General features: G+C 66.2%; 20 protein-coding genes. 11 read left to right on the top strand and 9 right to left on the bottom strand.

Annotated elements, in window-relative coordinates; all coding sequences use genetic code 11:
• Nucleotides 1-36: 36 nt before the first annotated feature.
• From Q9Q95_RS17110 to Q9Q95_RS17130, 5 genes are all read right to left on the bottom strand, one after another.
• Nucleotides 37-1,701, bottom strand: coding sequence for an ATP-binding protein (locus Q9Q95_RS17110; RefSeq protein ID WP_306098358.1), 1,665 nt, complete (start codon nucleotides 1,699-1,701; stop codon nucleotides 37-39).
• A complete protein-coding gene (locus Q9Q95_RS17115) occupies nucleotides 1,698-3,152 on the bottom strand; it encodes an ATPase domain-containing protein (RefSeq protein ID WP_306098422.1) in 1,455 nt (484 codons plus the stop codon). The genes Q9Q95_RS17110 and Q9Q95_RS17115 overlap by 4 nt, the downstream gene beginning before the upstream one ends.
• 99 nt (nucleotides 3,153-3,251) lie before the next feature.
• A complete protein-coding gene (locus Q9Q95_RS17120) occupies nucleotides 3,252-4,289 on the bottom strand; it encodes a sensor histidine kinase (protein ID WP_306098359.1) in 1,038 nt (345 codons plus the stop codon).
• Nucleotides 4,286-4,735 (bottom strand): response regulator, encoded by a 450-nt coding sequence (locus tag Q9Q95_RS17125; RefSeq protein WP_306098360.1) that lies wholly within the window; start codon nucleotides 4,733-4,735, stop codon nucleotides 4,286-4,288. The genes Q9Q95_RS17120 and Q9Q95_RS17125 overlap by 4 nt, the downstream gene beginning before the upstream one ends.
• 2 nt (nucleotides 4,736-4,737) lie before the next feature.
• Nucleotides 4,738-6,225, bottom strand: a complete 1,488-nt coding sequence (locus Q9Q95_RS17130) for an ATP-binding protein (RefSeq protein WP_306098361.1) — start codon at nucleotides 6,223-6,225, stop codon at nucleotides 4,738-4,740.
• Nucleotides 6,226-6,330: 105 nt separating this feature from the next.
• Here Q9Q95_RS17130 and Q9Q95_RS17135 point away from each other — a divergent pair, with 105 nt between their 5' ends.
• The 8 genes from Q9Q95_RS17135 to Q9Q95_RS17170 all read left to right on the top strand — a co-directional run bounded on the left by Q9Q95_RS17135 (nucleotide 6,331) and on the right by Q9Q95_RS17170 (nucleotide 15,744).
• Entirely contained in the window at nucleotides 6,331-7,446 is a 1,116-nt protein-coding gene (locus Q9Q95_RS17135; protein WP_306098362.1) for a hypothetical protein, read from the top strand.
• Nucleotides 7,443-8,672 carry a bifunctional phosphopantothenoylcysteine decarboxylase/phosphopantothenate--cysteine ligase CoaBC gene (coaBC, locus tag Q9Q95_RS17140; RefSeq protein WP_306098363.1) on the top strand — a complete coding sequence of 410 codons (1,230 nt, stop codon included), beginning with the start codon at nucleotides 7,443-7,445 and terminating at the stop codon, nucleotides 8,670-8,672. The genes Q9Q95_RS17135 and coaBC overlap by 4 nt, the downstream gene beginning before the upstream one ends.
• 117 nt (nucleotides 8,673-8,789) lie before the next feature.
• Nucleotides 8,790-9,281 carry a dUTP diphosphatase gene (gene dut / locus Q9Q95_RS17145; protein ID WP_306098364.1) on the top strand — a complete coding sequence of 164 codons (492 nt, stop codon included), beginning with the start codon at nucleotides 8,790-8,792 and terminating at the stop codon, nucleotides 9,279-9,281.
• Between the two features lie 301 nt (nucleotides 9,282-9,582).
• Nucleotides 9,583-10,548 carry a hypothetical protein gene (locus Q9Q95_RS17150; RefSeq protein ID WP_306098365.1) on the top strand — a complete coding sequence of 322 codons (966 nt, stop codon included), beginning with the start codon at nucleotides 9,583-9,585 and terminating at the stop codon, nucleotides 10,546-10,548.
• A 300-nt stretch (nucleotides 10,549-10,848) separates the two neighbouring features.
• A complete protein-coding gene (locus tag Q9Q95_RS17155; protein ID WP_306098366.1) occupies nucleotides 10,849-11,658 on the top strand; it encodes a molybdopterin-synthase adenylyltransferase MoeB in 810 nt (269 codons plus the stop codon).
• A gap of 254 nt (nucleotides 11,659-11,912) precedes the next feature.
• Nucleotides 11,913-12,923 (top strand): NAD-dependent epimerase/dehydratase family protein, encoded by a 1,011-nt coding sequence (locus Q9Q95_RS17160; protein WP_306098367.1) that lies wholly within the window; start codon nucleotides 11,913-11,915, stop codon nucleotides 12,921-12,923.
• Nucleotides 12,924-12,977: 54 nt separating this feature from the next.
• Nucleotides 12,978-14,324 carry a nucleotide sugar dehydrogenase gene (locus Q9Q95_RS17165; protein ID WP_306098368.1) on the top strand — a complete coding sequence of 449 codons (1,347 nt, stop codon included), beginning with the start codon at nucleotides 12,978-12,980 and terminating at the stop codon, nucleotides 14,322-14,324.
• Between the two features lie 436 nt (nucleotides 14,325-14,760).
• Complete coding sequence (locus Q9Q95_RS17170; protein WP_306098369.1) at nucleotides 14,761-15,744, top strand: hypothetical protein; 984 nt, start codon at nucleotides 14,761-14,763, stop codon at nucleotides 15,742-15,744.
• A gap of 146 nt (nucleotides 15,745-15,890) precedes the next feature.
• Here the strand turns inward: Q9Q95_RS17170 and Q9Q95_RS17175 are convergent, their stop codons facing one another.
• Nucleotides 15,891-16,151: a hypothetical protein gene (locus Q9Q95_RS17175; protein WP_306098423.1), complete on the bottom strand. Its 261-nt coding sequence runs from the start codon at nucleotides 16,149-16,151 to the stop codon at nucleotides 15,891-15,893.
• A gap of 97 nt (nucleotides 16,152-16,248) precedes the next feature.
• On the opposite strand from Q9Q95_RS17175, the gene msrB reads away from it, so the two are divergent.
• On the top strand, nucleotides 16,249-16,698 hold the full coding sequence (gene msrB / locus Q9Q95_RS17180; protein WP_306098370.1) for a peptide-methionine (R)-S-oxide reductase MsrB: 450 nt from the start codon (nucleotides 16,249-16,251) through the stop codon (nucleotides 16,696-16,698).
• Between the two features lie 324 nt (nucleotides 16,699-17,022).
• Here the strand turns inward: msrB and galU are convergent, their stop codons facing one another.
• Together galU and Q9Q95_RS17190 are read right to left on the bottom strand one after the other, a co-directional pair.
• On the bottom strand, nucleotides 17,023-17,883 hold the full coding sequence (gene galU / locus Q9Q95_RS17185; protein WP_306098371.1) for a UTP--glucose-1-phosphate uridylyltransferase GalU: 861 nt from the start codon (nucleotides 17,881-17,883) through the stop codon (nucleotides 17,023-17,025).
• An 88-nt stretch (nucleotides 17,884-17,971) separates the two neighbouring features.
• Nucleotides 17,972-18,961, bottom strand: coding sequence for a M48 family metallopeptidase (locus Q9Q95_RS17190; RefSeq protein ID WP_306098372.1), 990 nt, complete (start codon nucleotides 18,959-18,961; stop codon nucleotides 17,972-17,974).
• A gap of 403 nt (nucleotides 18,962-19,364) precedes the next feature.
• Between Q9Q95_RS17190 and Q9Q95_RS17195 the strand changes: the two genes are divergently transcribed.
• Both Q9Q95_RS17195 and Q9Q95_RS17200 read left to right on the top strand, forming a co-directional pair.
• The gene (locus Q9Q95_RS17195; RefSeq protein WP_306098373.1) at nucleotides 19,365-19,547 is read left to right on the top strand and encodes a hypothetical protein; all 183 of its coding nucleotides are present in this window, start codon (nucleotides 19,365-19,367) and stop codon (nucleotides 19,545-19,547) included.
• 255 nt (nucleotides 19,548-19,802) lie between these two features.
• The gene (locus Q9Q95_RS17200; RefSeq protein WP_306098374.1) at nucleotides 19,803-20,522 is read left to right on the top strand and encodes a metallophosphoesterase family protein; all 720 of its coding nucleotides are present in this window, start codon (nucleotides 19,803-19,805) and stop codon (nucleotides 20,520-20,522) included.
• Between the two features lie 18 nt (nucleotides 20,523-20,540).
• Here the strand turns inward: Q9Q95_RS17200 and Q9Q95_RS17205 are convergent, their stop codons facing one another.
• Complete coding sequence (locus tag Q9Q95_RS17205) at nucleotides 20,541-22,133, bottom strand: glycosyl hydrolase family 28-related protein (RefSeq protein ID WP_306098375.1); 1,593 nt, start codon at nucleotides 22,131-22,133, stop codon at nucleotides 20,541-20,543.
• Nucleotides 22,134-22,139 lie beyond the last annotated feature (6 nt).

A 22,139-nucleotide genomic window follows, 5' to 3' on the forward strand; every position in this document is an offset into this window, starting at 1 on the left:
CAGATAGACTCTCGGGGATTCTACTCTGACGCTCCGCTAAGGCCGCCGCCGTCCCGGCAGCCGCACCACCTTGTCGTCGGGTTCGACCAGAGCTGCGAGCGCGGCGGCGATCTCGGCCTGCCCGAACGGTTTGGGGAGCCGCGGCAGATGGTGGGTGTTCTCGGTGGTGCCGGTATAGCCGGTGATCAACAGGATCGGCACGTCCGAGAGCGTGTCGCGGACGCGTTTGGCGAGCTCGGCACCGTCCATCCGCGGCATTTTGTAGTCGGTGATCACCACGTCGGGACGCAGGCCGGCCTCGAGCCGCGCAAGCGCTTCGGCGCCGCCGCTCGCATGGGTCACCTCATGGCCGAGATCGCGGATCATTTCCGCAGTGCCGATCCGGACGAGATCCTCATCGTCTACGAGCAGCACCGAAAGCGCTCGCCCGTTGGCGAGCAACGGCGGCTGCCGCCGCTCGGCCGGGCCGCGCGCGACCTTCGCATCGGCCACCTTGAGATACAGATCGGCGCGGGTCCCCTGCCCCGGCTCGCTCGACAGCGCAAAACCTCCGCCCAGCTGCGCCGCGAGGCCGTGGACCATCGACAGCCCGAGCCCGGTGCCGCGCCCGGTCTCCTTGGTCGAATAAAAGGGCTCTACCGCACGCGCCAGCGTCTCCGCGTCCATCCCGCAGCCGGTGTCGATCACCGAAAGCCGCACGTACAGCCCCGGAGTCAGCCGCGGCTGCGATCCCGGCCCGAACGCCACTTCGTCGGCGACGATGGTGAGCGTGCCATTCCCGTCCATCGCATCGCGCGCGTTGACGCAGAGATTTAGGATCGCGAGTTCGAGCTGGTTGGGGTCGGCGGTGGCGGCGGGCAGGTCGGCCTCGTGGCGGATCCGCAGCTCGATCTCGGGGCCGACCGAGCTTGCGATCAGATCGCGCATGCCGTCGATGAGCCCACCGACATCGAGCGCCTTGGTCTCCAGCGTCTGCCGCCGCGCGAAGCCGAGCAGCCGCTGGACGAGCGTTCGCGCGCGATCGGCCGATTGCAGCGCATTGTCGATCAGCCGCGCCGAACGCGCATCCTGGTCGCCATATTTGCGCCGCAGCATGTCGAGCGCGCCCATGATCGGCGTCAGCAGATTGTTGAAGTCGTGCGCGACACCGCCGGTCAGCTGGCCGAGGGTCTCGAGCTTCTGCGCCTCGTGCAATTGCGCCACTGCCACCCGATGCTCGGCGGTTCGCTCTTCCACGCGCTGCTCGAGCCCGGTGGCGAGCTGGTGCAGTTCCTCGAGCCGCGCCCGTGCCTCATATTGCCGGCGGCGCCCGCGCACCGCCGATCGGGCGAAGCTGACCAACGTCGTCGGATGGAACGGCCGTTCGAGGAAGGTGACATTGCCCAGCACCTGCAGATAGCGCGTCGCTTCCGGATTCCGCTCGAGCCCGCCGCCACGCTGGGTGAGCAGCACGAACGGAAAGTCCGACCATTCGGGCTGGTCCTGGATCCAGGCGGCGAGCGGGTTGAGATCGGCGCCCGCCAGCGCCTCCTCGGTAACCAATGCGAATCCGGCGCCCTCGGCGAGCAAGGCGACCAGCTCGGGCACCGAATGCGCGATCGCGCCGGGCAGCCCGGCCTCGCCGAGCATCGCCTGCGCGACCGTGGCATCGCGACCCTGCGGTGCAAGGATCAGCCCGCGTTCGGAATGCTGCGGAGTCAATCGCCGTCCGTTTCGAGCAATTGGCCGGTCTCGCCCAACAGCGTCGGCACTCCGCGCAGTACGCCCTGGAAGCCCATCAGCGGCTCGCCCAGCGTGATCCCGTTTTTGTCGATGCGATATTCGCGGATCGTGTCCTCGTGCGCGCTGGTGCGCTTCTTGATCACCGAGATCGCCCGCCGCACGCGCCCCAGCGCTTCGAAATAACGCAGCAGGATCACCGTGTCGGCCAGATAGGTGACATCGACCGGCGCCTTCATGTCGCCGACCAGCCCGTGCTGCGCGACGGTGAGGAAAGTCGATGCGCCTTGCCGGTTCAGATATTGCAGCAGCTCGTGCATGTGCAGCACGAGCGCATTCTCTTCGGGCATCGCCGCCTGATAGCCATTGAGGCTGTCGATTACCACGGTCCTCGCGCCGTTCTGCTCGACGCAGCGCCGCACTTTCTCCGAAAGCTCGCCCGGCGTGAGTTGGGCCGCGTCGACCTGCTCGATCAGCAGCCGCTTGCTGTCGACCATCGCTTGCAGGTCGAACCCGACGCCCATGGCGCGCTCGAACAAAAGTCCGAGTTCCTCGTCGAACACGAACATCGCAGCCTGCTCGCCGCGCGCGATCGCCCCGGCGATGAAAGTCAGCGTCAGCAGCGACTTGCCGGTGCCGGCGGGCCCGAGAATCAGCGTGCTCGAACCGCGCTCGACGCCGCCGCCGAGCAGCGCGTTGAGCCCCATGGACTCGCTCTGCAGCACCTCGCGTTTGAAATCGGTCTTGTGCTCGGCCGAGACCAGCCGCGGGAAGACGCGGACGCCCCCGGTATCGATCACGAAGTCGTGATAGCCGCCGCGATAGCGCTGGCCGCGATATTTCACGACCCGCATCCGCCGCCGCTCCGAGCCATATTCCGGCGACAATTCCTCGAGCCGGATCACGCCGTGCGCGACGCTGTGCATCGTCCGGTCGTTGGCTTCGCTCGAAAGATCGTCGAGCATCAGCACGGTCACCCCGCTGCGCGCGAAATAATGCTTGAGCGCGAGGATCTGTCGCCGATAGCGCAGCGAAGATTGCGCGAGCAGCCGGATCTCGGACAGGCTGTCGAGCACTACGCGCTGCGGATTGGTCTGCTCGAACGCCTGAAATATGCGTCGCGTGGTCTCGCCCAACTCGAGATCGGAGGAATAGAGCAGGCTCTGCTGCTGCTCCTCGTCGAGCAGGCTCTCGGGCGGCACCAACTCGAAGAGGTCGATCCCGTCGAGGTTCCAGCCGTGCGATTCAGCGCCCGCACGCAGCTCGTCCTCGGTCTCGGACAGAGTGATGTAGAGCGACCGCTCGCCGGCCTCGGCGCCGGCGCGCAGGAATTGCGTTGCGATCGTGGTCTTGCCCGTCCCCGGGCTCCCTTCGAGCAGGAAGAGCCGTCCCCGTGTCAATCCGCCGGATGTGATGTCATCCAGCCCCACCACCCCCAGATTTGCCTTCTCTACCAAGCCTGCATCCTCGCAAATCGATTCGCGAAGGTAACGCAGATCGTCGCATACCGATCCCGCTGCACCGTCGCGAACTCAGTACGGCACGCTTAACGTCGTCCGTACCCCGGCATGCGCGGGGTCGAAATCGATCTTCGCCTGCAGGCTGCTCGCCATCGCCCGCACCAGTCTGGTGCCGAGCCCGGTCCCCTGGATCTTGCCGTCCTGCGGCATACCGATCCCGTCATCCTCGACCGACAGATGGAAATGCGCGTCCGACACATGCGCGAGATTGATCCGAACCTCGCCGCCGCTCGCCGGGCCATAGGCATATTTGCACGCATTGGTGACGAGCTCGTTGACGATCACCCCCAGCGAAACCGCGCGGTCAGTCTTGAGCTTGATCGGCTCGGCGGTCAGCCGCAGCGTCCGCGGCGAGGCCGGCGTCGACCAGGTCTGCTCAAGCTCGGCGACCAAAGCGCGCAGATAATCGTCCATCGACACGAACTCGACATCGCCCGAGGTATAGAGCCGGCGATGAACCTGCGCGATCGCCTGGATGCGCTGCTGGGTCTCGAGCAATGCGCCCTTGGCCACCGTATCGGAGAGCATCGATGCCTGCATATGGACGAACGCCGAAACCAGTTGCAGGCTGTTCGACACGCGATGATTGACTTCGCCGAGCAACGCCTCGAGCCGGGCGTTGCTCGCGCGCAGCTCTTCCTCGACCGCTTCCTTGGCGCTGCGCAGCCGCACCTTCTCCAGCGCCTGCTGAAAGCTGCTGGCGAGCAGGTCGAAGAAATCGTCGCCCACCGATTTGACGACGTAATCGGCCGCGCCCGCCTTCAATGCCGCGACCGCGATCCGCGTCTCCTCCGATCCGGTGACATAGACCACCGGCGGGCAATCGGGCAGTGCATGGAGCAGGTTGAGCGTGGTCAGCCCGTCCTGCCCCGGCATATAGTGATCGACGGCGATCAGGTCATAGCCGCCGCCGCGGACCATCTCGACGCCCTCGGTGCCGCTCGCCGCGAGGCTCACCGCGAAGCCGCGACGCGTCAGCGCGCGCTGGGCCAGCCGTCGCAGCCCCTCGTCATCGTCGATATAGAGAATGCGCGCCGCGGCGTTGCTCAATCGGCGTCCCCGATCTCGGGTACCTGGATCACCGACAGGAACAGCCCGAGCTGACGGATCGCGTCGGCGAAATTCTCGTAATTCACCGGCTTGGTGATGTAGACGTTGCAGCCGAGATCGTAGCAGCGCTGGATCTCGACCTTGTCGTCGGTCGTGGTCAGCACCACCACCGGCGTGCGCTTGAGCGGGCTGCCTTCGGCCTTGATCCGGCCGAGAATGTCGGTGCCGCTCATGTCGGGCAGGTTGAGATCGAGCAGGATCAGCGCCGGCCCGTTCTTCGCCGGCCCCTCGGGCGCATCGTACAGATAGTCGAGCGCCGAAGTGCCGTCGGTGAAGTGGCGGATCCGGTTCGAAATGCCCGCGCGGCGGATATTCTTCTCGATCAGCCGGGCATGGCCTTCGTCATCCTCGATCATCACGATGTTAACGGGTTGATGATTGGTCACTTTCACTCTCCCCCGGGCTTCAGGACCCGCGGCAGCGAAAGCCTGAAGGTGGCGCCGCGGTCAAGCTCCGATCGCACTTCGATGAGTCCGCCGAGCCGATAGGCGAGCGCGCGGACGTGCGCGAGACCGATCCCCTCGCCCGGCTGGTCCTGCATGCCCGAGCGGCGGAACAGGTCGAAGATGCGTTCGTGATCGCGCGGATCGATTCCGCGGCCATTGTCGATCACTTCGACGAAAACCCGGTCGTGCTCGACATGGCCGCGCACCTTGATGATCCCCGGCCGGCCGGGCTGCAGATATTTGAGCGCATTTTCGATCAGGTTGGACAGGATCTGCTCGATCGCCAGCCGGTCGCTCGCAATGGCGGGCAGAGCCTCGGCGCGGATCTCGGCGCCGGCGTCGGTCGCCCGATGCTGCAGGCTGTCGATGATCGACTGGACCAGCCCGTTGAGGTCGACCTGCTCCACAGCCAGCGTGCGCCGCCCCTCGCGCGACAGCCGCAGGATCGCATTGATCAGCCGGTCCATCTTCTGGGTGGAGGTGCGGATGAAGCCGATCGCCTCGGGCAGATCCTCGCGCACCGCCAGCCGCACCGGCTCCTCGACCAGCTCGGGCGATTCCGCCTCGATCGCATCGAGGTGCCCCGCCACGGTCTTGCGCGCCGCGTCGAGCTCGGCGGTAAAACCCATCACGTTGACCAGAGGCGAGCGCAGATCGTGCGAGACGATATAGGCGAAGCGCTGAATCTCCTGATTGGCGCGCTGCAGCTCGGCGGTGCGCGCGTCGACCATCGCCTCGAGTCCCTGGTTGAGCCGGCGCAATTCGACCCGCGAGGCGGCGAGGTCGCGGGTATAGCGCAGCATCACCGTCAGCGTGATTCCCGCGACCAGCACCACCAGCGCGCCGGTCAGCGCGAGGATCGCGTAGAAGACGGCCAGCGAATTGGCCTGCTCGACCTGGCGGACCGCGAGCAACTTGCGCTCCTCGGCGATCATCGTGCGCGAAAGATCGCGCACCCGGCGCGTCACGATCACCGCGGGATCGTCCTCGAAAGCGCCTTGCGCCTCGCTCCGCCGCGCGTTCACGGTCGCAATCGAGCGCCGCTGCAATTCACGCTGCCGGACGAGGAGTCCGCGCAGTTCGTTCGCGCGCCGCATCTGGAGCGGATTGTCGGCGGTCAGCCGGACGATGTCGCCGAGCGCCGCACCCGCCTCGCCCGAGGCGATCTCCATCCGCTTGCGGAAATCCGGGCCGCCACCCAGCAGCACCCCGCGTCGCGCGGTCTCGACGCGCTCGTTGGCGCTGGCGAAGTCGCTGAGCCGCGCCTGCACGCCCAAAGTATGCTCCACCCACTCGCTCAGATCCTGATTGCGCGTCTGCAGCCACGCGGTAGCGATCCCCGCAGCGATCAGCGCAAGGAAGCCGATTGCGACCAATGCGAGCACCCGACGGGTGAAGCGGGACTGGGTTTGCTCGGACTGTTCAGGCATTTACCGCCCTCTATGCGGTCCGGGCCGGGGTTCCAAGCGTCTTGCGCGGGTCCCGCACGCAAGCCCCTCGACACCGCATCCAGAGCGCGTGTAGTCCCCGCGCACATGGCCCGCACCGCGACTTTCTGGCTCGCCGCCCCCAGCCGCTTCGCTGCATTCGGCAGGAAGCGGGCGAGGATCGCGATCGGCGCGCTCGTGTTGCTGCTGCTCGCCTGCCTGACCGCGCTCACCGTGCCCGATCCCGCCGCCGTCGCGACCGGCCCGGCCACCAGCCAGTCCGAACAGACCGATTTGATGGTCTATGAGAAGATCGTCGCCGGGGTGAAGGGCGGCGGCGACTATTATACCGTCGCGACCGACACGCTGCGCGCCGGCGGTTACCCGCTGCGCCCCTTCCTCACCGTGCGGATGCCGTCGCTCGCGGTGGTGCAGGCGGCGCTGCCCGCCTGGGGACCGGCGGTGCTGCTCTATCTGCTCGCGGCCTATGTCGGGATGGTCTGGGGCCTGCGTCTGGGCGACGCATTGCCCCGCGCGCTGCCCCGCGTCGCGGCTCTGCTGCTGCTGATCGGCTCTATGCTCGCCTTCCTCCAGGCCGATCTCGCCGCCTTTCACGAGATCTGGGCAGGATTGCTGATCGCGCTCTCGCTCGGCGTACGCCGCCCCGGTCGCTCGCTCGAGGCGGTGGCGTTCGGGCTGGTCGCGATGCTGATCCGCGAGACCGCCGCGCTCTACGCGCTGGTCATGCTGGCAATGGCGTGGCTCGAGGGCGAACGCCGCGAGGCGCTCGGCTGGCTCGCCGCGCTGCTGCTCTTCGCCGCCGCGCTCGCCGCGCATGCCTATGCCGTCATGGGCGTCACCGGCCCGCACGATCCGGCCTCGCCAGGCTGGAGCGGACTGCTCGGCTTCGGCTTCTTCGTCAAATCGCTCAGCCTCGCCACGGCGCTTCAGTTGCTGCCGATGGCGGCGGCTGCCTCGCTCGTCGGGCTGTGCCTGTTCGGCTGGGCGGCGTGGAACGATCCGCTGGGGCTGCGGATGCTGGTCACTCTTGCCGCTTATGCGACGCTGATCGGCATTTTCGCGCGCAGCGACACCTTTTACTGGGCGCTGCTGGTGGCGCCGGTCTTCCTTGCCGGCCTCGTCTTCGTGCCCGACGGACTCCGCGACCTGTTCCGCCCGAGCCTCGACAGGCGTCGCATCACCGTGACAAGAGTAACGCGATGAAGCGCATCTTGCTGATCGTCGGCGGCGGCATCGCGGCGTACAAGGCCTGCGAGCTGGTCCGGCTGTGCCGCAAGGCCGGGATCGCCGTGAAGGTCGTGCTCACCGACGGCGGCAGCCATTTCATCACGCCGATGACGCTCGCCGCATTGTCTGAGAACCAGGTCTATACCACCCTCTGGGACCTCAAGGACGAGGCCGAGATGGGGCATATTCAATTGAGCCGCGAGGCCGATCTGGTGGTGGTCGCGCCCGCCACCGCCGATCTGCTGGCGAAGATGGCCGGTGGCCATGCCGACGATCTCGCCACCACCTTGCTGCTCGCCACCGACAAGCCCGTCCTCGCCGCACCGGCGATGAACGTCCGGATGTGGCAGCACGCCGCCACCCGCCGCAACGTCGCGCGGCTCCGTTTGGACGGCGTGACCATCCTCGAGCCCGACGAGGGCCCGATGGCCTGTGGCGAATACGGTCCCGGCCGACTCCCCGAGCCCGAAGCGATCCTGCACGCCATCCTCACCTTCCCGTTCGTTTCGACCTCGCTCGACACGAACGGAGGGGCGGGTGGATCCAACGCCAGGCTGGCCGGCCACCACATCCTCGTCACCGCGGGCCCGACCCACGAGCCGATCGATCCAGTCCGCTACATTGCAAATCGCTCCTCCGGCCGCCAGGGCTATGCGATCGCCGACGCGCTCGCCGCGCTCGGCGCGCGCGTCACCCTCGTCAGCGGCCCGGTCGCGCTTGCCACCCCCGCCGGCGTCACGCGCATCGACATCGAGACCGCGCAGGAAATGGCCAACGCCGTTGCCGCAGCGCTCCCCGCCGATGCCGCCGTGATGGTTGCCGCGGTTGGCGACTGGCGCGCCGAAGCCGCGGCGCAGAAGCTCAAAAAGGGCGAGGCCCCGCCGTCGCTCCAGCTTTCCGAGAATCCCGACATTCTCGCTTTGCTCGCCCGAAGCCCGCACCGCCCGAAACTGGTGGTCGGCTTCGCCGCCGAGACCGAGCGGGTGATCGAGCACGCCACGGCCAAGCGCACTCGCAAGGGCGCCGACTGGATCGTAGCAAACGACGTCTCGGGCGACGTGATGGGCGGCGACGCCAACACCGTTCATCTCGTCACTGCCGGCGGCGTCGAGGATTGGGAACGCCTGCCCAAGGCGGAGGTCGCTCGACGGCTCGCCGCCCGGATTGCAGACGCGCTCGAGGCCGGGCGTACCGGAGAATAAACCAGAGATCGCGCCTGGCGAAGTGGCGCTTGCCATACCAACGGCAAAACGCTCTGTAGCGGCCAGCCGCCGCCGCGCTATGCGGCGCAGACAGCTCGGACTCCGGGGACTGACCGAATGAACGACTCGCTTCGCGTGGAAATGAAGATACTCGACCCCCGGATCCACGAATGGGGGCATCCGGACTATCAGACCGCGATGTCGGCCGGCATCGACATGTATGCCTGCATCGAAGACGATATGGTCATCGAGCCGCAGGCGCCGGCAGTCCTCATCCCGTCCGGGATCGCGTTGCTGATGGGCCACGAGAACATGGTCGCATTGCTCCTTGCCCGTTCCGGCTTCGGGCATAAAAAGGGTCTGGTGCTGGGGCAGGCAGTCGGCACAATCGACGCCGATTACACCGCGCAGATCTTCATCAGCGCCTGGCTGCGCAACCCGCCCGGCTCCGCGCCGCTCACCATCTCGCCGGGCGATCGGATCGCGCAATTGGTCTTCCTCCCGATCCTGCGGCCAAGTTTCGCAGTCGTGGAGGAGTTCAGCCGTCGAACCGACCGGGGAGACGGTGGCTTCGGATCGACCGGCGCGAGTTCCGCCAACCGGATCTGATCCGGCACGTTCATCCGATCCTGTGCGAAGGCATGCACGCAGATGCGCGAGGGCACCGACGCGCGCGCGAAGAAATATTAAAAGTCCTTTTCAAGCATATGAAGAGATGAACTTCCGTGTCGAAGACAATTCTTCGCGCCGATCACGATATTTGCTGAACGCCCTTTGCGGCCGGAGCCTTCGGTAAGGGTGTGTCCTGCCGAGCGGCAATTCCTCTTTCCCGCTCCTTAAATAAGGCATACAAAATCCGCTGGGCACGAACAGGGGACGATTCATGTTTAAAGCATCAAAGTTGGCGCCGATGATAGGCGCAGCTCTGCCAATCCTGGTTCTTTACGCCGCTCCGGCGAGCGCGCAGGCGACGCGGACCTGGGTTTCCGGAGTCGGCGACGACGTCAATCCTTGCAGCCGCACCGCGCCGTGCAAGACTTTCGCGGGCGCCATCTCCAAGACCGCGGCCGGCGGCGAGATCGACTGCCTCGATCCCGGCGGCTTCGGCACGCTGACGATCACCAAATCGATCACGGTCGACTGCACCGGGACCTTCGGCAGCGTGCTGAACTCGGGTGGAATCAACGGCTTCGTCATCAACGATTCGGCCACCGGCACGCCGAACACGATCGACGTCATCCTCCGCGGCCTCAGCATCGACGGCGCGGGCACCACTCCCGGACTGAACGGAATCCGCTTCATCTCGGGCCGCTCGCTGTTCCTCCAGGACGTGTTCATTCAGAACCAGAACAGCGGAAGCGGAATCTCCTTCCAGCCCGGCGGCACGGCAGAATTGCACGCCAACAATGTCTCGATCACCGATGGCAACAACGGCATCCTCATCCAGCCGACCGGCGCGTCGGGCGTGGCCAAGGTCGTCCTGCAGAACGTCCGGGCGGAAAACAATGCCGGTATGGGGATCAGCGTCAACACCACCGGCAACACCGCCGTCGGCGGCGTCACGGTGACCGTGGATGGCGGCAGCTATTCCGGAAATGGAACCGGAATCAGCTTCGTGGCGCCGGGCGGGACGACCAGCGCGGCGATGATGCTCCTCAATGCCGCGGTTTCGAACAACAGCGTCGTCGGGTTGACGAGCAGCGGGCCGGGCGCCAGCGTCCGGGTCGGCAATACGACGGTCACCGGCAACACGCAGGGCGTCAGCGTTCTCGCGGGTTCGACGATCGCCTCCTACGGAAACAATCGCAATATCGGCAATCCGACGGTGGGCGCCGCGAACAATGGCGCATTCTCGTTCACCACGCCTACCCAGTAACCGGCGCTCCGCCGCCTGAAGCCGACCGTTGAGGGAGTGCGCCGCACGCATGGTGCGGTTCACTCCTTCGCTCCGGCCGCGCGGCTGCGCGGCTGCGCGATCCTGAACTTCCGGAACTGCAATCGGCAATGCGTGAATCCGGTACGGACCGGGCGGCGGCGGACGCACGGGTTCAAAACCGTGGCGGGTGCCGCTAGAGCGAGGGCTGTCGTTCAGAGGAAGATCGGTGCCGCCTTTGCCGAATTCGCCGGAGCCATCCCGTTGGTCGCAGCCGCCTCGTCTCGCCGGCGGCTGCATCCGATGAGCCTCAGCGACGCCCAGCTCGATCGCTACGCCCGACACATCGTACTGCGCGAAGTGGGCGGGGCGGGACAGGCCCGGCTCTTGCGGAGCCATGTATTGCTGATCGGCGCGGGCGGCATCGGGTCACCGGCGATCCAGTATCTCGCCGCCGCGGGCGTAGGCCGAATCAGCGTGATCGACGACGACACGGTCGCGCTCTCCAATCTCCAGCGCCAGACGCTCTACGGCACCGACCAGATCGGCCAGCTCAAAGTCGCCGCCGCGGCCGCCGCCGTCGCCCGGCTCAACCGCGACGTGCGCTTCGACGCGATCGGCGAGCGGATCACCACCGCCAACGCCGCACGCCTGTTGCACGCGCTCGCACCCGACGCCGTCCTCGACGGCTCGGACAATTTCGCCACGCGCCTCGCGGTTGCCGACGCCGCGCTCGCCGCGCGCATTCCGTTGATAGCCGCGGCGGTCGCCGAATTCGAAGGCCAGCTCGGCACCTTTCGCGGCTGGGAGCCGGACAAGCCCTGCTATCGCTGCTTCGTCGGCGGCGATCCCGAGCGGCCCGAAGCGACCTGCGCCGAGCAAGGCGTGCTCGGGGCGCTCACCGGAGTCATGGGCAGCCTCGCCGCGCTCGAGGCGATCCGCGTCTGTGCGCCCTTCGGCGAGGACAGCGCCGGCAAGCTGCTGCTGGTCGACGCGCTGTCGCTGCGCTTCCGCACGCTCGCGCTGTCCAAGGATCCGGGCTGCGCGGCCTGTTCCGGAGTTCAGACCAGGTCCAGCTCCAGCGGGACCATGCCCCAGCCGTCGAACGCATAGGCCTTTGGTTCGGCGACGGACGCCAGCACCGGCGCCCCCGTCTCCAGCACGATCATCGGCGCCTCGCGGTCGCCTTCTTCCCTCTCCGGCTCTTGCACGGCCGTAACTCCCTGAGTCGATGCCGCTGGTTACCGCATGTTTCACCATGGCGCGAGTCCGCACCGCCGCGCGCATCCTTGACACGCCGTCGCTGAGCCGCTGGTAACCTTTGCCCATTAGCCCGCACCTTCGACGGCAGATCAGGCAGGAGCGATATGACGAGCAGAGGCAAGCGGGTTCTGGTGACGGGCTCGGCGGGATTCATCGGTTTCCACACCTGCAGCAAGCTGCTCCAGCAGGGCGCCACGGTGCTCGGCGTCGACAATTTCTCGGCCTATTACGACGTCGCGCTCAAGGAAGCGCGCACCGACATTCTCGGCAACCACGCCGAATTCTCGCTCGCCCGCGTGTCGATCGAGGATCAGGACGCATTCGGCGCGGCATGGACCGACTTCAAGCCCGACACGGTGATCCACCTCGCCGCCCAGGCGGGCGTGCGTTACTCGATCGACGAGCCGCGCAGCTATATCGGCGCCAACATCGTAGGCACCCACAATGTGCTCGAGCTCGCCCGCCATTTGCCGGTGAGGCACCTGCTCGCCGCCTCGACCAGCTCGGTCTACGGCGCCAATACCGAGATGCCGTTCGGGGAGACCCAGCGCACCCAGACCCCGCTCAGCCTCTATGCCGCCACCAAGGGCGCGACCGAGCTGATGGGCCATAGCTACAGCCATCTCTTCGGCACGCCGATGACCTTCTTCCGCTTCTTCACGGTCTATGGCCCGTGGGGCCGTCCCGACATGGCGCTGTTCAAGTTCACCAAGGCGATCCTCGAAGGACGCCCGATCGACGTCTACAACAACGGCAACATGGTGCGCGACTTCACCTATATCGACGACCTCGCCGAATCGATCGTGAAGCTCACCGACGCGATCCCCGGCCGCGAGCCGGTCGAGGGCGACAGCCTGTCCCCGGTCGCGCCGTTCCGCACGGTGAATATCGGCAACGGCCAGCCGACTCCGCTGATGGACTATATCGCCGCGGCCGAGACTGCGCTGGGCAAGGAAGCGATCAAAAACTTCATGCCGATGCAGCAGGGCGACGTTCCCGCCACCGAAGCCTCGTCCGCATTGCTCGAACGCCTCACCGGCTACAAGCCGGCGACCCCGCCCGCCATCGGCGTCGCGCGCTTCGTCGACTGGTATCGGGAGCATTATCAAGTCTGAAACCCCCTGTGGGCGATAGCGGTGCCAGACATCGCTCGCTGACATGGGGATTGCATGAGTATCGAATGGCCCGCGCACGGACTGAAGCTCCAGGCGCGTATCGAAAGCGGCACGGCCAAGATCGGCGTGATCGGCATGGGCTATGTCGGCCTGCCGCTCGCCATCGCCTTTTGCGAGGCCGAGTGCCCGGTGCTCGCCATCGACCTTGATGACGAGAAGGTCGAGGCGCTCAACGCCGGCCGCTCGTACATCAAGCATATCGGCGGCGACCGCGTCGCTCCGCAGGTCGCGGCCGGCCGCCTCGACGCCACCGCCGATCTCGCGCGGCTGGGCGAGGCCGATGTGTTGCTGATCTGCGTCCCCACCCCGCTGTCGCGCCATCTCGAGCCCGACCTCAAATATGTCGAGGCGACTACTACGGCGATCGCCAAGACCCTGCGCAAGGGCCAGCTCGTCATCCTCGAATCGACCACGTATCCCGGCACCACCCGCGAAGTGATGCAGCCGATCCTCGAGGCCGGCGGGCTGACCGCGGGCAAGGACTTCTTCCTCGCTTACTCGCCCGAGCGCGAGGATCCCGGCAATCCGAACTATTCGACCACCCAGATCCCCAAGGTCGTCGGCGCCGACGATCAGGTCTCGGCCGATCTCGCGCTCGCGCTCTACGCGCACGTCGTCCCCAGGACGATCGCGGTCTCCTCCGCTGCCACTGCCGAGGCGGTGAAGATCACCGAAAACGTGTTCCGCGCCGTCAACATCGCATTGGTCAACGAATTGAAGCTGATCTTCACGGCGATGGACATCGACGTGTGGGAAGTGATCGACGCCGCCAAGTCCAAGCCGTTCGGCTTCATGCCCTTCTATCCGGGACCCGGCCTCGGCGGGCACTGCATCCCGATCGATCCCTTCTATCTCACCTGGAAGGCCCGCGAGTTCAATCAGCACACCAAGTTCATCGAGCTGGCCGGCCAGATCAACGCCGACATGCCGCAGCACGTGATCCGGGTGATGGCCGACACGCTCGACGCACGTTCCGGCCGCGGCCTGCGTGGCGCGCGAATTCTCGTGCTCGGAGTCGCCTACAAGAAGAATGTCGACGATATCCGCGAGAGCCCGTCGCTCCGCCTGATGGAGATGATCGAGGCGCGCGGCGCCACCGCCGACTTCCATGATCCGCATGTCGACCAGATCAACGGCACGCGCGAGCACCCGACGCTCAACTATCGTCACGGCGTGGCATGGGATCCGGCGGCGATCGCGGACTATGACGCGGTGCTGATCGCCACCGATCACGACGCGGTCGACTATGCCGCGCTGGTCGAGGCGGCGGCGCTGGTGATCGACACGCGCAATGCCTGCGGCAAGGCGGGGATCGTCAGCGACAAGATAGTCCGGGCCTGACGCCAGGCCCGGAATTGCGCGCGGTCGCCACTACCGCTTTGTCGAGTCGAGCGCGCGAAGGGGGCGCGGAAAGGCGATGCGGGAGCATCTTTAAGGACCGGTTTTGTCCGGCAATCCGCCAATCGGGTCGGCATTCAGGCAGCAGACCCGTACGCGAGAACCTGTTTGTTCGCGAATACGCGACCGGCGCACCGGTAGATTTATGCAGTATCGCCCCTATGAGCTTGAGTAAGCAGTAAATTGAACCCGCCGCTAGACCATGCGGCACATCGCAAATCTGTCACAAACAGCCATATTCCCCCGATGCCACCCCCTATTGAGCTGGATTGAACGCCCTTGGCGGGCGTCGCAATTTCAGCTGTAGCGCGGCTATTGGCAACAAGATGGGTTGCGTCTAATATACGCTTTCTAAATAACTTATAATTGGGGGTAGGTTATGGGGAAATCTAGGCTAATTCCGTGTGTTGCAGGTCTGCTGGTCGCCGGATCGCTTGCTTATGCCGCTCCGGCTTCGGCCCAGGCGACGCGAACCTGGGTTTCCGGGGTCGGCGACGACGTAAACCCCTGCAGCCGCACCGCACCTTGCAAGACCTTCGCAGGCGCCATTTCCAAGACCGCGGCGGGCGGCGAGATCAACTGCCTCGACCAGGGCGCTTACGGCACGGTCACCATCACCAAGTCGATATCGCTTTATTGCGAAGGCGTTACCGCCGGCGTGCTGCACAGCGCGACCAACGGCATCGTCATCAATGCCGGGCCGAACGACCACATCGCGCTGCGCGGCCTCGACATCAACGGCGGAACGCCGAGTGCGGCCGGTCTCAACAGCATCCGGTTCCTCGCCGGCGGATCGCTCCTCGTCGAGAACGTGCTCATTCGGAACGCCATCGGCGCAGCGCCCAACGGCTGGGGCATCAACTTTGCGCCGAGCACCGTCGCACGGCTCACCTTGAAGAACGTCACGATCCACAATGTCGGCACGGCAGTGAGCGGCGGCGGCGTTCTGATCTCCCCGACGGGGACGGGCAGCGCGAGGGCGTCGATTTCCAATCTGAGCGTGGTCAACGCGTTCAACGGTGTCATCGTGGACACGCCGGGCAATACCGGCGCGGGCATTTTGATGACGATCGACGACAGCAACATCACCGGCGGCGTGAACGGCGTCACCGTCAACAATCCGCCGGCGACGACCGGGGCCATCGTGTTTATCAACGATAGCGTGGTGAGCAACAATACCGGCTTCGGCATCCAGGCGAAGGGCTCGGCGGCCGCCCGCATCCGGGTCGCCGACACGACGATTGCGTTGAACGGCACCGGAGTGAGCGCCATCGATGGGGCGACGATCGCGAGCTACGGCACCAATCGCCGCCTCAACAACACTTCGGACGGCGCGTTCAGCTCGGTCCTGCCGCAAAACTGACGAGCCTGGCGGGAAGCGCCGCCCGCCCCGCGGCAGGCGCTTCCCGCCACGCATCACGCAGGACTCCGGCTCGCTCGGGCGGCCGGGGCGGGCGTTCCCGAAAAGCGTCGGCGATCGGCCGACAACAGCCCCCGGCTTTGACGCGGTCAGGCCGGTGTCTCGACCAGCGCGACGATCTCAAAATCGAAACGCTCCCAGCCGCGCTGCCTCGCAGCCTCGGCGGCGGCGGTCTTCTTGCCCGTCGCCTCGCGCAACGACTTGACGTGCCCCCAGAACACCTCGGTCCGCCCGCCGCCCAGATGGGCGACGATGCGCCAGTAATACGTGAACGGCGCCGCGGTCGGCCCGATCGTCTTGACGTAACCGTCGGCCAAGGTGGCCGTGAGATAGCGCTTCTTCCTCGGCATGCCGGCACGATAGCCGATCGCTGCGCACGCACCCAGCCCGTGCGGATTGGAACCCGGGGTTCCGCACCCCACATATGCCGGCGAAACGGAGATCCTCATGACCCAGTATCGCAAGACCGACGAAGCCCTCGCCGCCCTCTCTCCCGAACAGTTCCGGGTCACCCAGCAGAGCGGCACCGAACGCCCCGGCACCGGCAAATATCTCAACAACAAGGAACCCGGCATCTATGTCGACATCGTCTCGGGCGAGCCGCTGTTCGCCTCCGCCGACAAATATGAATCGGGCTGTGGTTGGCCGAGCTTCACCAAGCCGATCGAGCCCGCCAACGTCGCCGAATTGCGCGACGAAACCCATGGCATGGTCCGCACCGAAGTCCGCTCGGCCAATGGCGACAGCCATCTCGGCCATGTCTTCGACGATGGCCCGCGCGACCGCGGCGGCCTGCGCTATTGCATCAACTCGGCGTCGCTGCGCTTCGTCCCGCGCGCGCAGATGGAGGCCGAGGGCTATGGCGCCTATCTCGATCAGGTCGAGCAGCCCGCCTGAGCCATTTGCAATACAGGATTTGGCGCACTCGGCTGGCGCGCCGAATCCCGCCGGCCGCTCTTTGATTCCGTAAGCTGTCCGCACCGTGCGCCGCGTGGCTGTCGCCGAAGCGGCGCGCCGCTGCGGCGCCGGCGTCGCCTCGAAGGCCCATAGCTGCCGCGCCCCCGTAGCATTGGCGTCGCGTCGAAGGTGCGCAGGTGCTGCGTCGCTGTCGCATCGGCGGGGCGTGCGTGCTGCGAACCCGGCGGCGCCCTCCGCGAAGTCCGCGAGAAGCGACGTGGACCGTAACTTTCGCAACTTCGGTTGCGGATCGCGCGGCTGGCGTCAGCGGCCCGCGATGAACGCCCGCACCGCCGGGGCGATATCTTCGCGCTCGAGCGCCACGGCGATGTTCGCCTGGATGAATCCGGCCTTGTCGCCGCAATCGTAGCGCGTGCCGGCGAAGGTCACCCCGTGGAAAGGCTGGCTGTCGATCATTCGCGCCATCGCATCGGTCAACTGGATCTCGCCCCCTGCCCCGGCGCTCTGCCCCTCGAGCACGCGCATCACCTCGGGCTGGAGGATGTAGCGCCCGATCACCGACAGGTTGGAAGGCGCCGCGCCGGGTGCCGGCTTCTCGACCAGCCCCTTCACTTCGGTCAGCGATCCGTTTCGCGCGCCCGGGGTGATGATGCCATAGCGGTGCGTCTGGTCGTCGGGGACTTCCTCGGCGCAGATCAGATTGCCGCCGACCTGATTATACGCCTCGACCATCTGCTTGAGGCAGCCGGGCTTGCCGACCATGAAATCGTCGGCGAGCAGAACCGCGAACGGCTCGTCGCCGACGATGTCGCGCGCGCACCATACGGCATGGCCCAGCCCCATCGGCTCCTGCTGCCGGACATAGGCGACCGCGCCGGGCTTGAGTCGCGTCGCTTCGAGCACCTCGAGCGATTTGCCCCGCTCGCTCATCGTCGTCTCGAGTTCGAAGGCGATGTCGAAATGGTCCTCGATCGCGCTCTTGCCACGCCCGGTGACGAAGATCATCTGCTCGATCCCCGCCTCCATCGCCTCGTCGACCGCATATTGGATCAACGGGCGATCGACGACCGGGAGCATCTCCTTGGGCATCGCCTTGGTCGCGGGAAGGAAGCGGGTACCCAGCCCTCCCACGGGAAAAACGGCCTTGCGCAAGGGTTTGATCATACAGCTCTCCCGGGGGCCGCCTCGGCTCGCGGCCGCCCTGCCTGTTCCAACCGCCACAATCAAGCGCGCACCCCGCCCGCCTTGCCGTTCAGCGATGGCGGACCAGCAGCGACTGCCAGTCTCCGCTCAAGGGCTGCGCCCGTTCGGCAATCTGCGCCGGCACGATCGGCCGCGTCGAAATCGTGCGCGCCCGCGCGATCTCGGCGTCGAGGGTGGCGACGCGGTCGCGCCAGTGCGGGTGCGAGCGGCTGCGGAAGATGCCGCCGGCCTTGCTGGGCCCGAAGCTGCGCCAGAAAGCAGTCGACGCCTCGGGCGGGTAGCCCGCGTTGATCAGCAGATAGACCGAGAGCAGATCGGCCTGGAGCTCGGTTTGCCGGAAATATTTGACGTTGCCGCCGAAGCCCGAGAGCAGCCCGAAATCGACGCCCCGCGCCTCCAGCCGGTCGCGATGATGCAGCACGTTGTGCGCGAATTCATGGGCGATCGCCGCGACGACCTGCTCCTCGGGATAGGTCTCGAAGAAGCGCGCGCTGATCTGCACCATGGTTCCGTCGGCCGAGGCATTGAAGTCGCTGGCCAGACGCAGTTCGAACCGCGATTTGCAGGCCGGAACCGGCTGGATCGTCACGCGAATCGGCGCGCCCGCCCGCGTCGCCTCCACTTCGATCGGCGCGTCCGGCGCAAGTTTGGCCAGCGCGAGCTGCGCGGCGACCAGACGCTGGGTCGTCCCCGCCGTCCCGGGAAGCGCGGCGATGTCGATCGGTCCCACCCGCACCAGCGAATCGTCGTTGCGCAAGCCCGCCCGTTGCGCCGGGCTGCCGGGCACCACCGCCTCGATCGCCACCGGCGTGGCGAAGCCGAAATGGGTTCTCGCCAGATCCCGCGTGCCCGAATCGAACTGGTCGAGCGTGTGGAGCTGGAGTCCGGTGCCCGGCTCGAGGCGATCGCATAGTGGCGCATTTGCCACAGCCAGCCGCCAGCCGATCGCGGCCAGCTTGAGATCGGCATCGCGCACCGCCTCGAACACGGCGACCTGATCGGACTCGCTCGCGGCAGCCCGCGCGGCTCCGGGCAGCAAAGCAAGGCTAATGAGCAAGAATCGCAGGAAGATACGGGCGGCGCCGCATAGTCGGGCTGGGAAAATGGCCATGCCCCACTATCGCCTCGCGAGCGATCCCGGCAACCTCCATCGACGAAACGCGAGATTTCGTTAATGACTTGGCGATAATGGTGCACCGCGTTATAGGGGGCCCGCACTCGCAGTACGGGTCCGCTTGTGAGTTATGCGCGCAGAATTCGGATCAACCGGATCGGTCTTGCGTTCAGGCAGCGGCAGAGCTAAATTTGTCGTGAGCTTGTTTTTTGAGGTGTTGCCGTCAGCGAACTCCTATGCCATAGGGTAGCTGAACGAGAGCACCGGAGCTCGAAGAGGGAGTAATAGAATGTTGTCAAGGCTTCTCACGGCAGCTGCAGTCGTTACGATGGCGGCTACCCCTGTTGTGGCGGCTCCGGCCTCCAAGCTGTCGCTTTCGCGCGCCTCGACGGTGAGCGAAAAGGATAGCGAACTGGCTCCGGCCGTGATCATCGGCGTTCTCGCAACTGCCGCGATCATCGGTGGCGCGGTCGCGCTCGCCAATAACGACGACGATCCCGACAGCCCGTAGGTTTTCCGGAACGTACCGAATTTAAGTGGCGGCCATCGGCCGCCACTTTTATTTGTGCGCCACCGGTTCCGCCGGTGCCCGCATTCGAGCCCCCGACCTGTCCCGCAGGCCCACACGCCGGCCCGGAAGGTTTCCATTCGCGGCTCGCTGCACCATATCATCACCGACCCTCTCGGCTCGATGAGTATCCGCTGTAATCAAATGCTATTTTCCCGACTTTTCAGGCCCCGAAAGGCCCGCGACGCGTCGCCCGGGGTGGTTCCCCCCGGAGAGCGGATTTACGCGATAGGCGACATTCACGGGCGGCTGGATCTGATCGAGGCGCTCCTCGGGCGGATCGTCGCGGACGACCGCGCGCGGCCCGAGGCGCAGACCCAGTTGATCTTCCTCGGCGACCTGATCGATCGCGGACCGCAATCGGCGCAGGTGATCGAATTTGCGCTGGGCCTCGAAAGCAGCGCGTGGAATTGCAGGTTCCTGCTGGGAAACCATGAAGAAGTGTTCCTGAAGGCACTGACCGGCGACCTCAAGGCGCTGGCGTTCTTCATCCGGATCGGCGGCCGTGAGACGATCCTGAGCTACGGCGTGTCCGAGGCCGAATATGCGGAAAGCGACTATCCAGAGCTCCTCGAACTGCTGGTTGCGCGGGTGCCGGCCAGCCACGTCGAGTTTCTCAATCGCTTCGAGGATCTGATCGTCGCGGGCGACTATGCCTTCGTTCACGCCGGCGTGCGGCCGGGTCAGCAACTGGCCGATCAGCGCACCCGTGACCTGCGCTGGATACGCAGCGAGTTTCTCGATCATCCCGAGGATCACGGCAAGATCATCGTCCATGGGCACACCGTCACCGACGATGCGCAATTCAGGCACAACAGAATAGGCATCGACACCGGCGCCTATGCCAGCGGCAAGCTCACCGCGCTGGCGCTGGAGGGGGCCGAACGCTGGGTGCTGGATACCGCCGGCCAGAAGTAGGGCGACGGTATGCCCGGTTCACAGCCTGCGGCCGTCGAACCAGCTGTTGAGTACCGCGCCGTCGGAGCCGAGGACACGGAGCACGGTCGGCTGCGCGCCGGATCCGGAGACGGCGACCGCCACCTTGTCGCCGAACGCCAGATCGAACGTCCCGGCTATGTCGACCGAGACCACGGCCTCGGGCGTCAGGCCGGAGAACCAGAATGAGCGTCTGACGGCAGCCTCTCCCCCCTCCTTCGCCTGATGCACCAGCGCGAGCGCGATTGCCCCGTCTCCCGGCGACAGTCGCCGCAGGTTGAGCGTCGCGTGAAACTCGTAAAGGCCGGCCGCCGCACAGATGAACCGATCGAACGGCGGCAGGATGGTGCTGCCCATGTCGAACAGCTCGCGCTCCCATGCGACCACCTTTTCTTCGGCACCCGCGAACCGGAGCGTCGAATCGCTGTTCCTCGTGACCTTGAAGTTGGGATCGATATTGGTCCTGGTGATGAGCGCCCTGGCGTGATTCACGAGGACGTAATGGCCGACATTGTCGAAAACCGCGATCACGACGCCGCTGGCATTGGCATCCTTGTTGACGAAGGCGCCGCCGATCTTGCCGGTGAAGGTGAAGTTGAGCAGCGAGTTCTCCGCGCTGCCCTCGGCGATCATGATCGACCCGGCCAGCCCGGCCGCCGCAAAATGCACGTTGTCGTTATGGCCCTCGAGATGGATCCCGGCCGGCGCACCCTCGCCCGTATCTATCGCGCAGGAAACGAAATAGGCGTGGGTCACCTGGCGCAGAACCACGGTTTGACCCTCCGTCGCCGTGCTCGCGAATCGGCACCCGGACCAACGCGTGGAGCGCACCCCGCGGGCGCCTGCCCGATCGCAGCGCGTCCCGTCGATCACGACGGAATGGTCCCACAGACCGGAACGATTTCCCTCCCGCCCGCCATAGATCAGGACATTTTCGAAGAACATCTCGCCGGGGCGATGGTTGTCGTCGGTGGCGACGATACGGATTGCGCATCCGCCGCGTTGCCCCGCCGCCTTGATGATCAACACGTCGCGCAGGCCTCCGCCGGTGCCGGCGTACGGCTTGCCGCTGCCGTCCCATACGAAGAGATCACCTGTGCCGTGGTGCCGGATGGTGCATCCGAAGCCGGCCGTCGACCCTTGCGAGCCCGGACCCCGGATCGCGATGCCCTGGGCGATGCGGATCGAGCCGTCGATGCGATAGGTCTTGCCGCCGCTCAGCTGGATCGTGGCGTTGTTGCGGCGGATCGCCTCGGCGACCGCCGCGTCGAATGCGGCGGTATCGTCGCGGATCCCGTCTCCCGCCGCGCCGAAATCCTCGGGCGACAGGGGGAAATCATGGAGCTTCTCCACGAGCGTGCGCTCGACACCGGGCGAAGCCTGCCCTTGCGCATCCGGAGCATGGGCGTAGCGCGCGCTGTCGGGCAGGCCGTCCAGCACTTCTCGTGCTCCCGAAACGCCGCTTCGGTTCGGCCGGCGCGCCAGCGCGTCGCCCGCGGCAGAGACGCCGGCGATCGCCAGCGCGCCGCCGAGTGCACGCCTCCTGGACAACGCACCCTGATGCGGCCGGCCATCGCCAGTATCTGACGTCATTCGGGG

It is taken from the genome of Sphingomonas sp. DG1-23 (assembly GCF_030730875.1).
Taxonomy (GTDB): Bacteria; Pseudomonadota; Alphaproteobacteria; order Sphingomonadales; family Sphingomonadaceae; genus Sphingomonas.

Bases quoted from the DNA above. Each gene is read 5' to 3' on its own strand.
- dut (WP_306098364.1), top strand. From the start codon at position 8,790: ATGAACGACTCGCTTCGCGTGGAAATGAAGATACTCGACCCCCGGATC.
- Q9Q95_RS17205 (WP_306098375.1), bottom strand. From the start codon at position 22,133: ATGACGTCAGATACTGGCGATGGCCGGCCGCATCAGGGTGCGTTGTCC.
- Q9Q95_RS17175 (WP_306098423.1), bottom strand. From the start codon at position 16,151: ATGCCGAGGAAGAAGCGCTATCTCACGGCCACCTTGGCCGACGGTTAC.
- Q9Q95_RS17195 (WP_306098373.1), top strand. From the start codon at position 19,365: ATGGCGGCTACCCCTGTTGTGGCGGCTCCGGCCTCCAAGCTGTCGCTT.
- Q9Q95_RS17150 (WP_306098365.1), top strand. From the start codon at position 9,583: ATGATAGGCGCAGCTCTGCCAATCCTGGTTCTTTACGCCGCTCCGGCG.
- Q9Q95_RS17130 (WP_306098361.1), bottom strand. From the start codon at position 6,225: ATGCCTGAACAGTCCGAGCAAACCCAGTCCCGCTTCACCCGTCGGGTG.
- Q9Q95_RS17170 (WP_306098369.1), top strand. From the start codon at position 14,761: ATGGGGAAATCTAGGCTAATTCCGTGTGTTGCAGGTCTGCTGGTCGCC.
- Q9Q95_RS17135 (WP_306098362.1), top strand. From the start codon at position 6,331: ATGGCCCGCACCGCGACTTTCTGGCTCGCCGCCCCCAGCCGCTTCGCT.
- coaBC (WP_306098363.1), top strand. From the start codon at position 7,443: ATGAAGCGCATCTTGCTGATCGTCGGCGGCGGCATCGCGGCGTACAAG.
- Q9Q95_RS17155 (WP_306098366.1), top strand. From the start codon at position 10,849: ATGAGCCTCAGCGACGCCCAGCTCGATCGCTACGCCCGACACATCGTA.
- msrB (WP_306098370.1), top strand. From the start codon at position 16,249: ATGACCCAGTATCGCAAGACCGACGAAGCCCTCGCCGCCCTCTCTCCC.
- galU (WP_306098371.1), bottom strand. From the start codon at position 17,883: ATGATCAAACCCTTGCGCAAGGCCGTTTTTCCCGTGGGAGGGCTGGGT.
- Q9Q95_RS17160 (WP_306098367.1), top strand. From the start codon at position 11,913: ATGACGAGCAGAGGCAAGCGGGTTCTGGTGACGGGCTCGGCGGGATTC.
- Q9Q95_RS17165 (WP_306098368.1), top strand. From the start codon at position 12,978: ATGAGTATCGAATGGCCCGCGCACGGACTGAAGCTCCAGGCGCGTATC.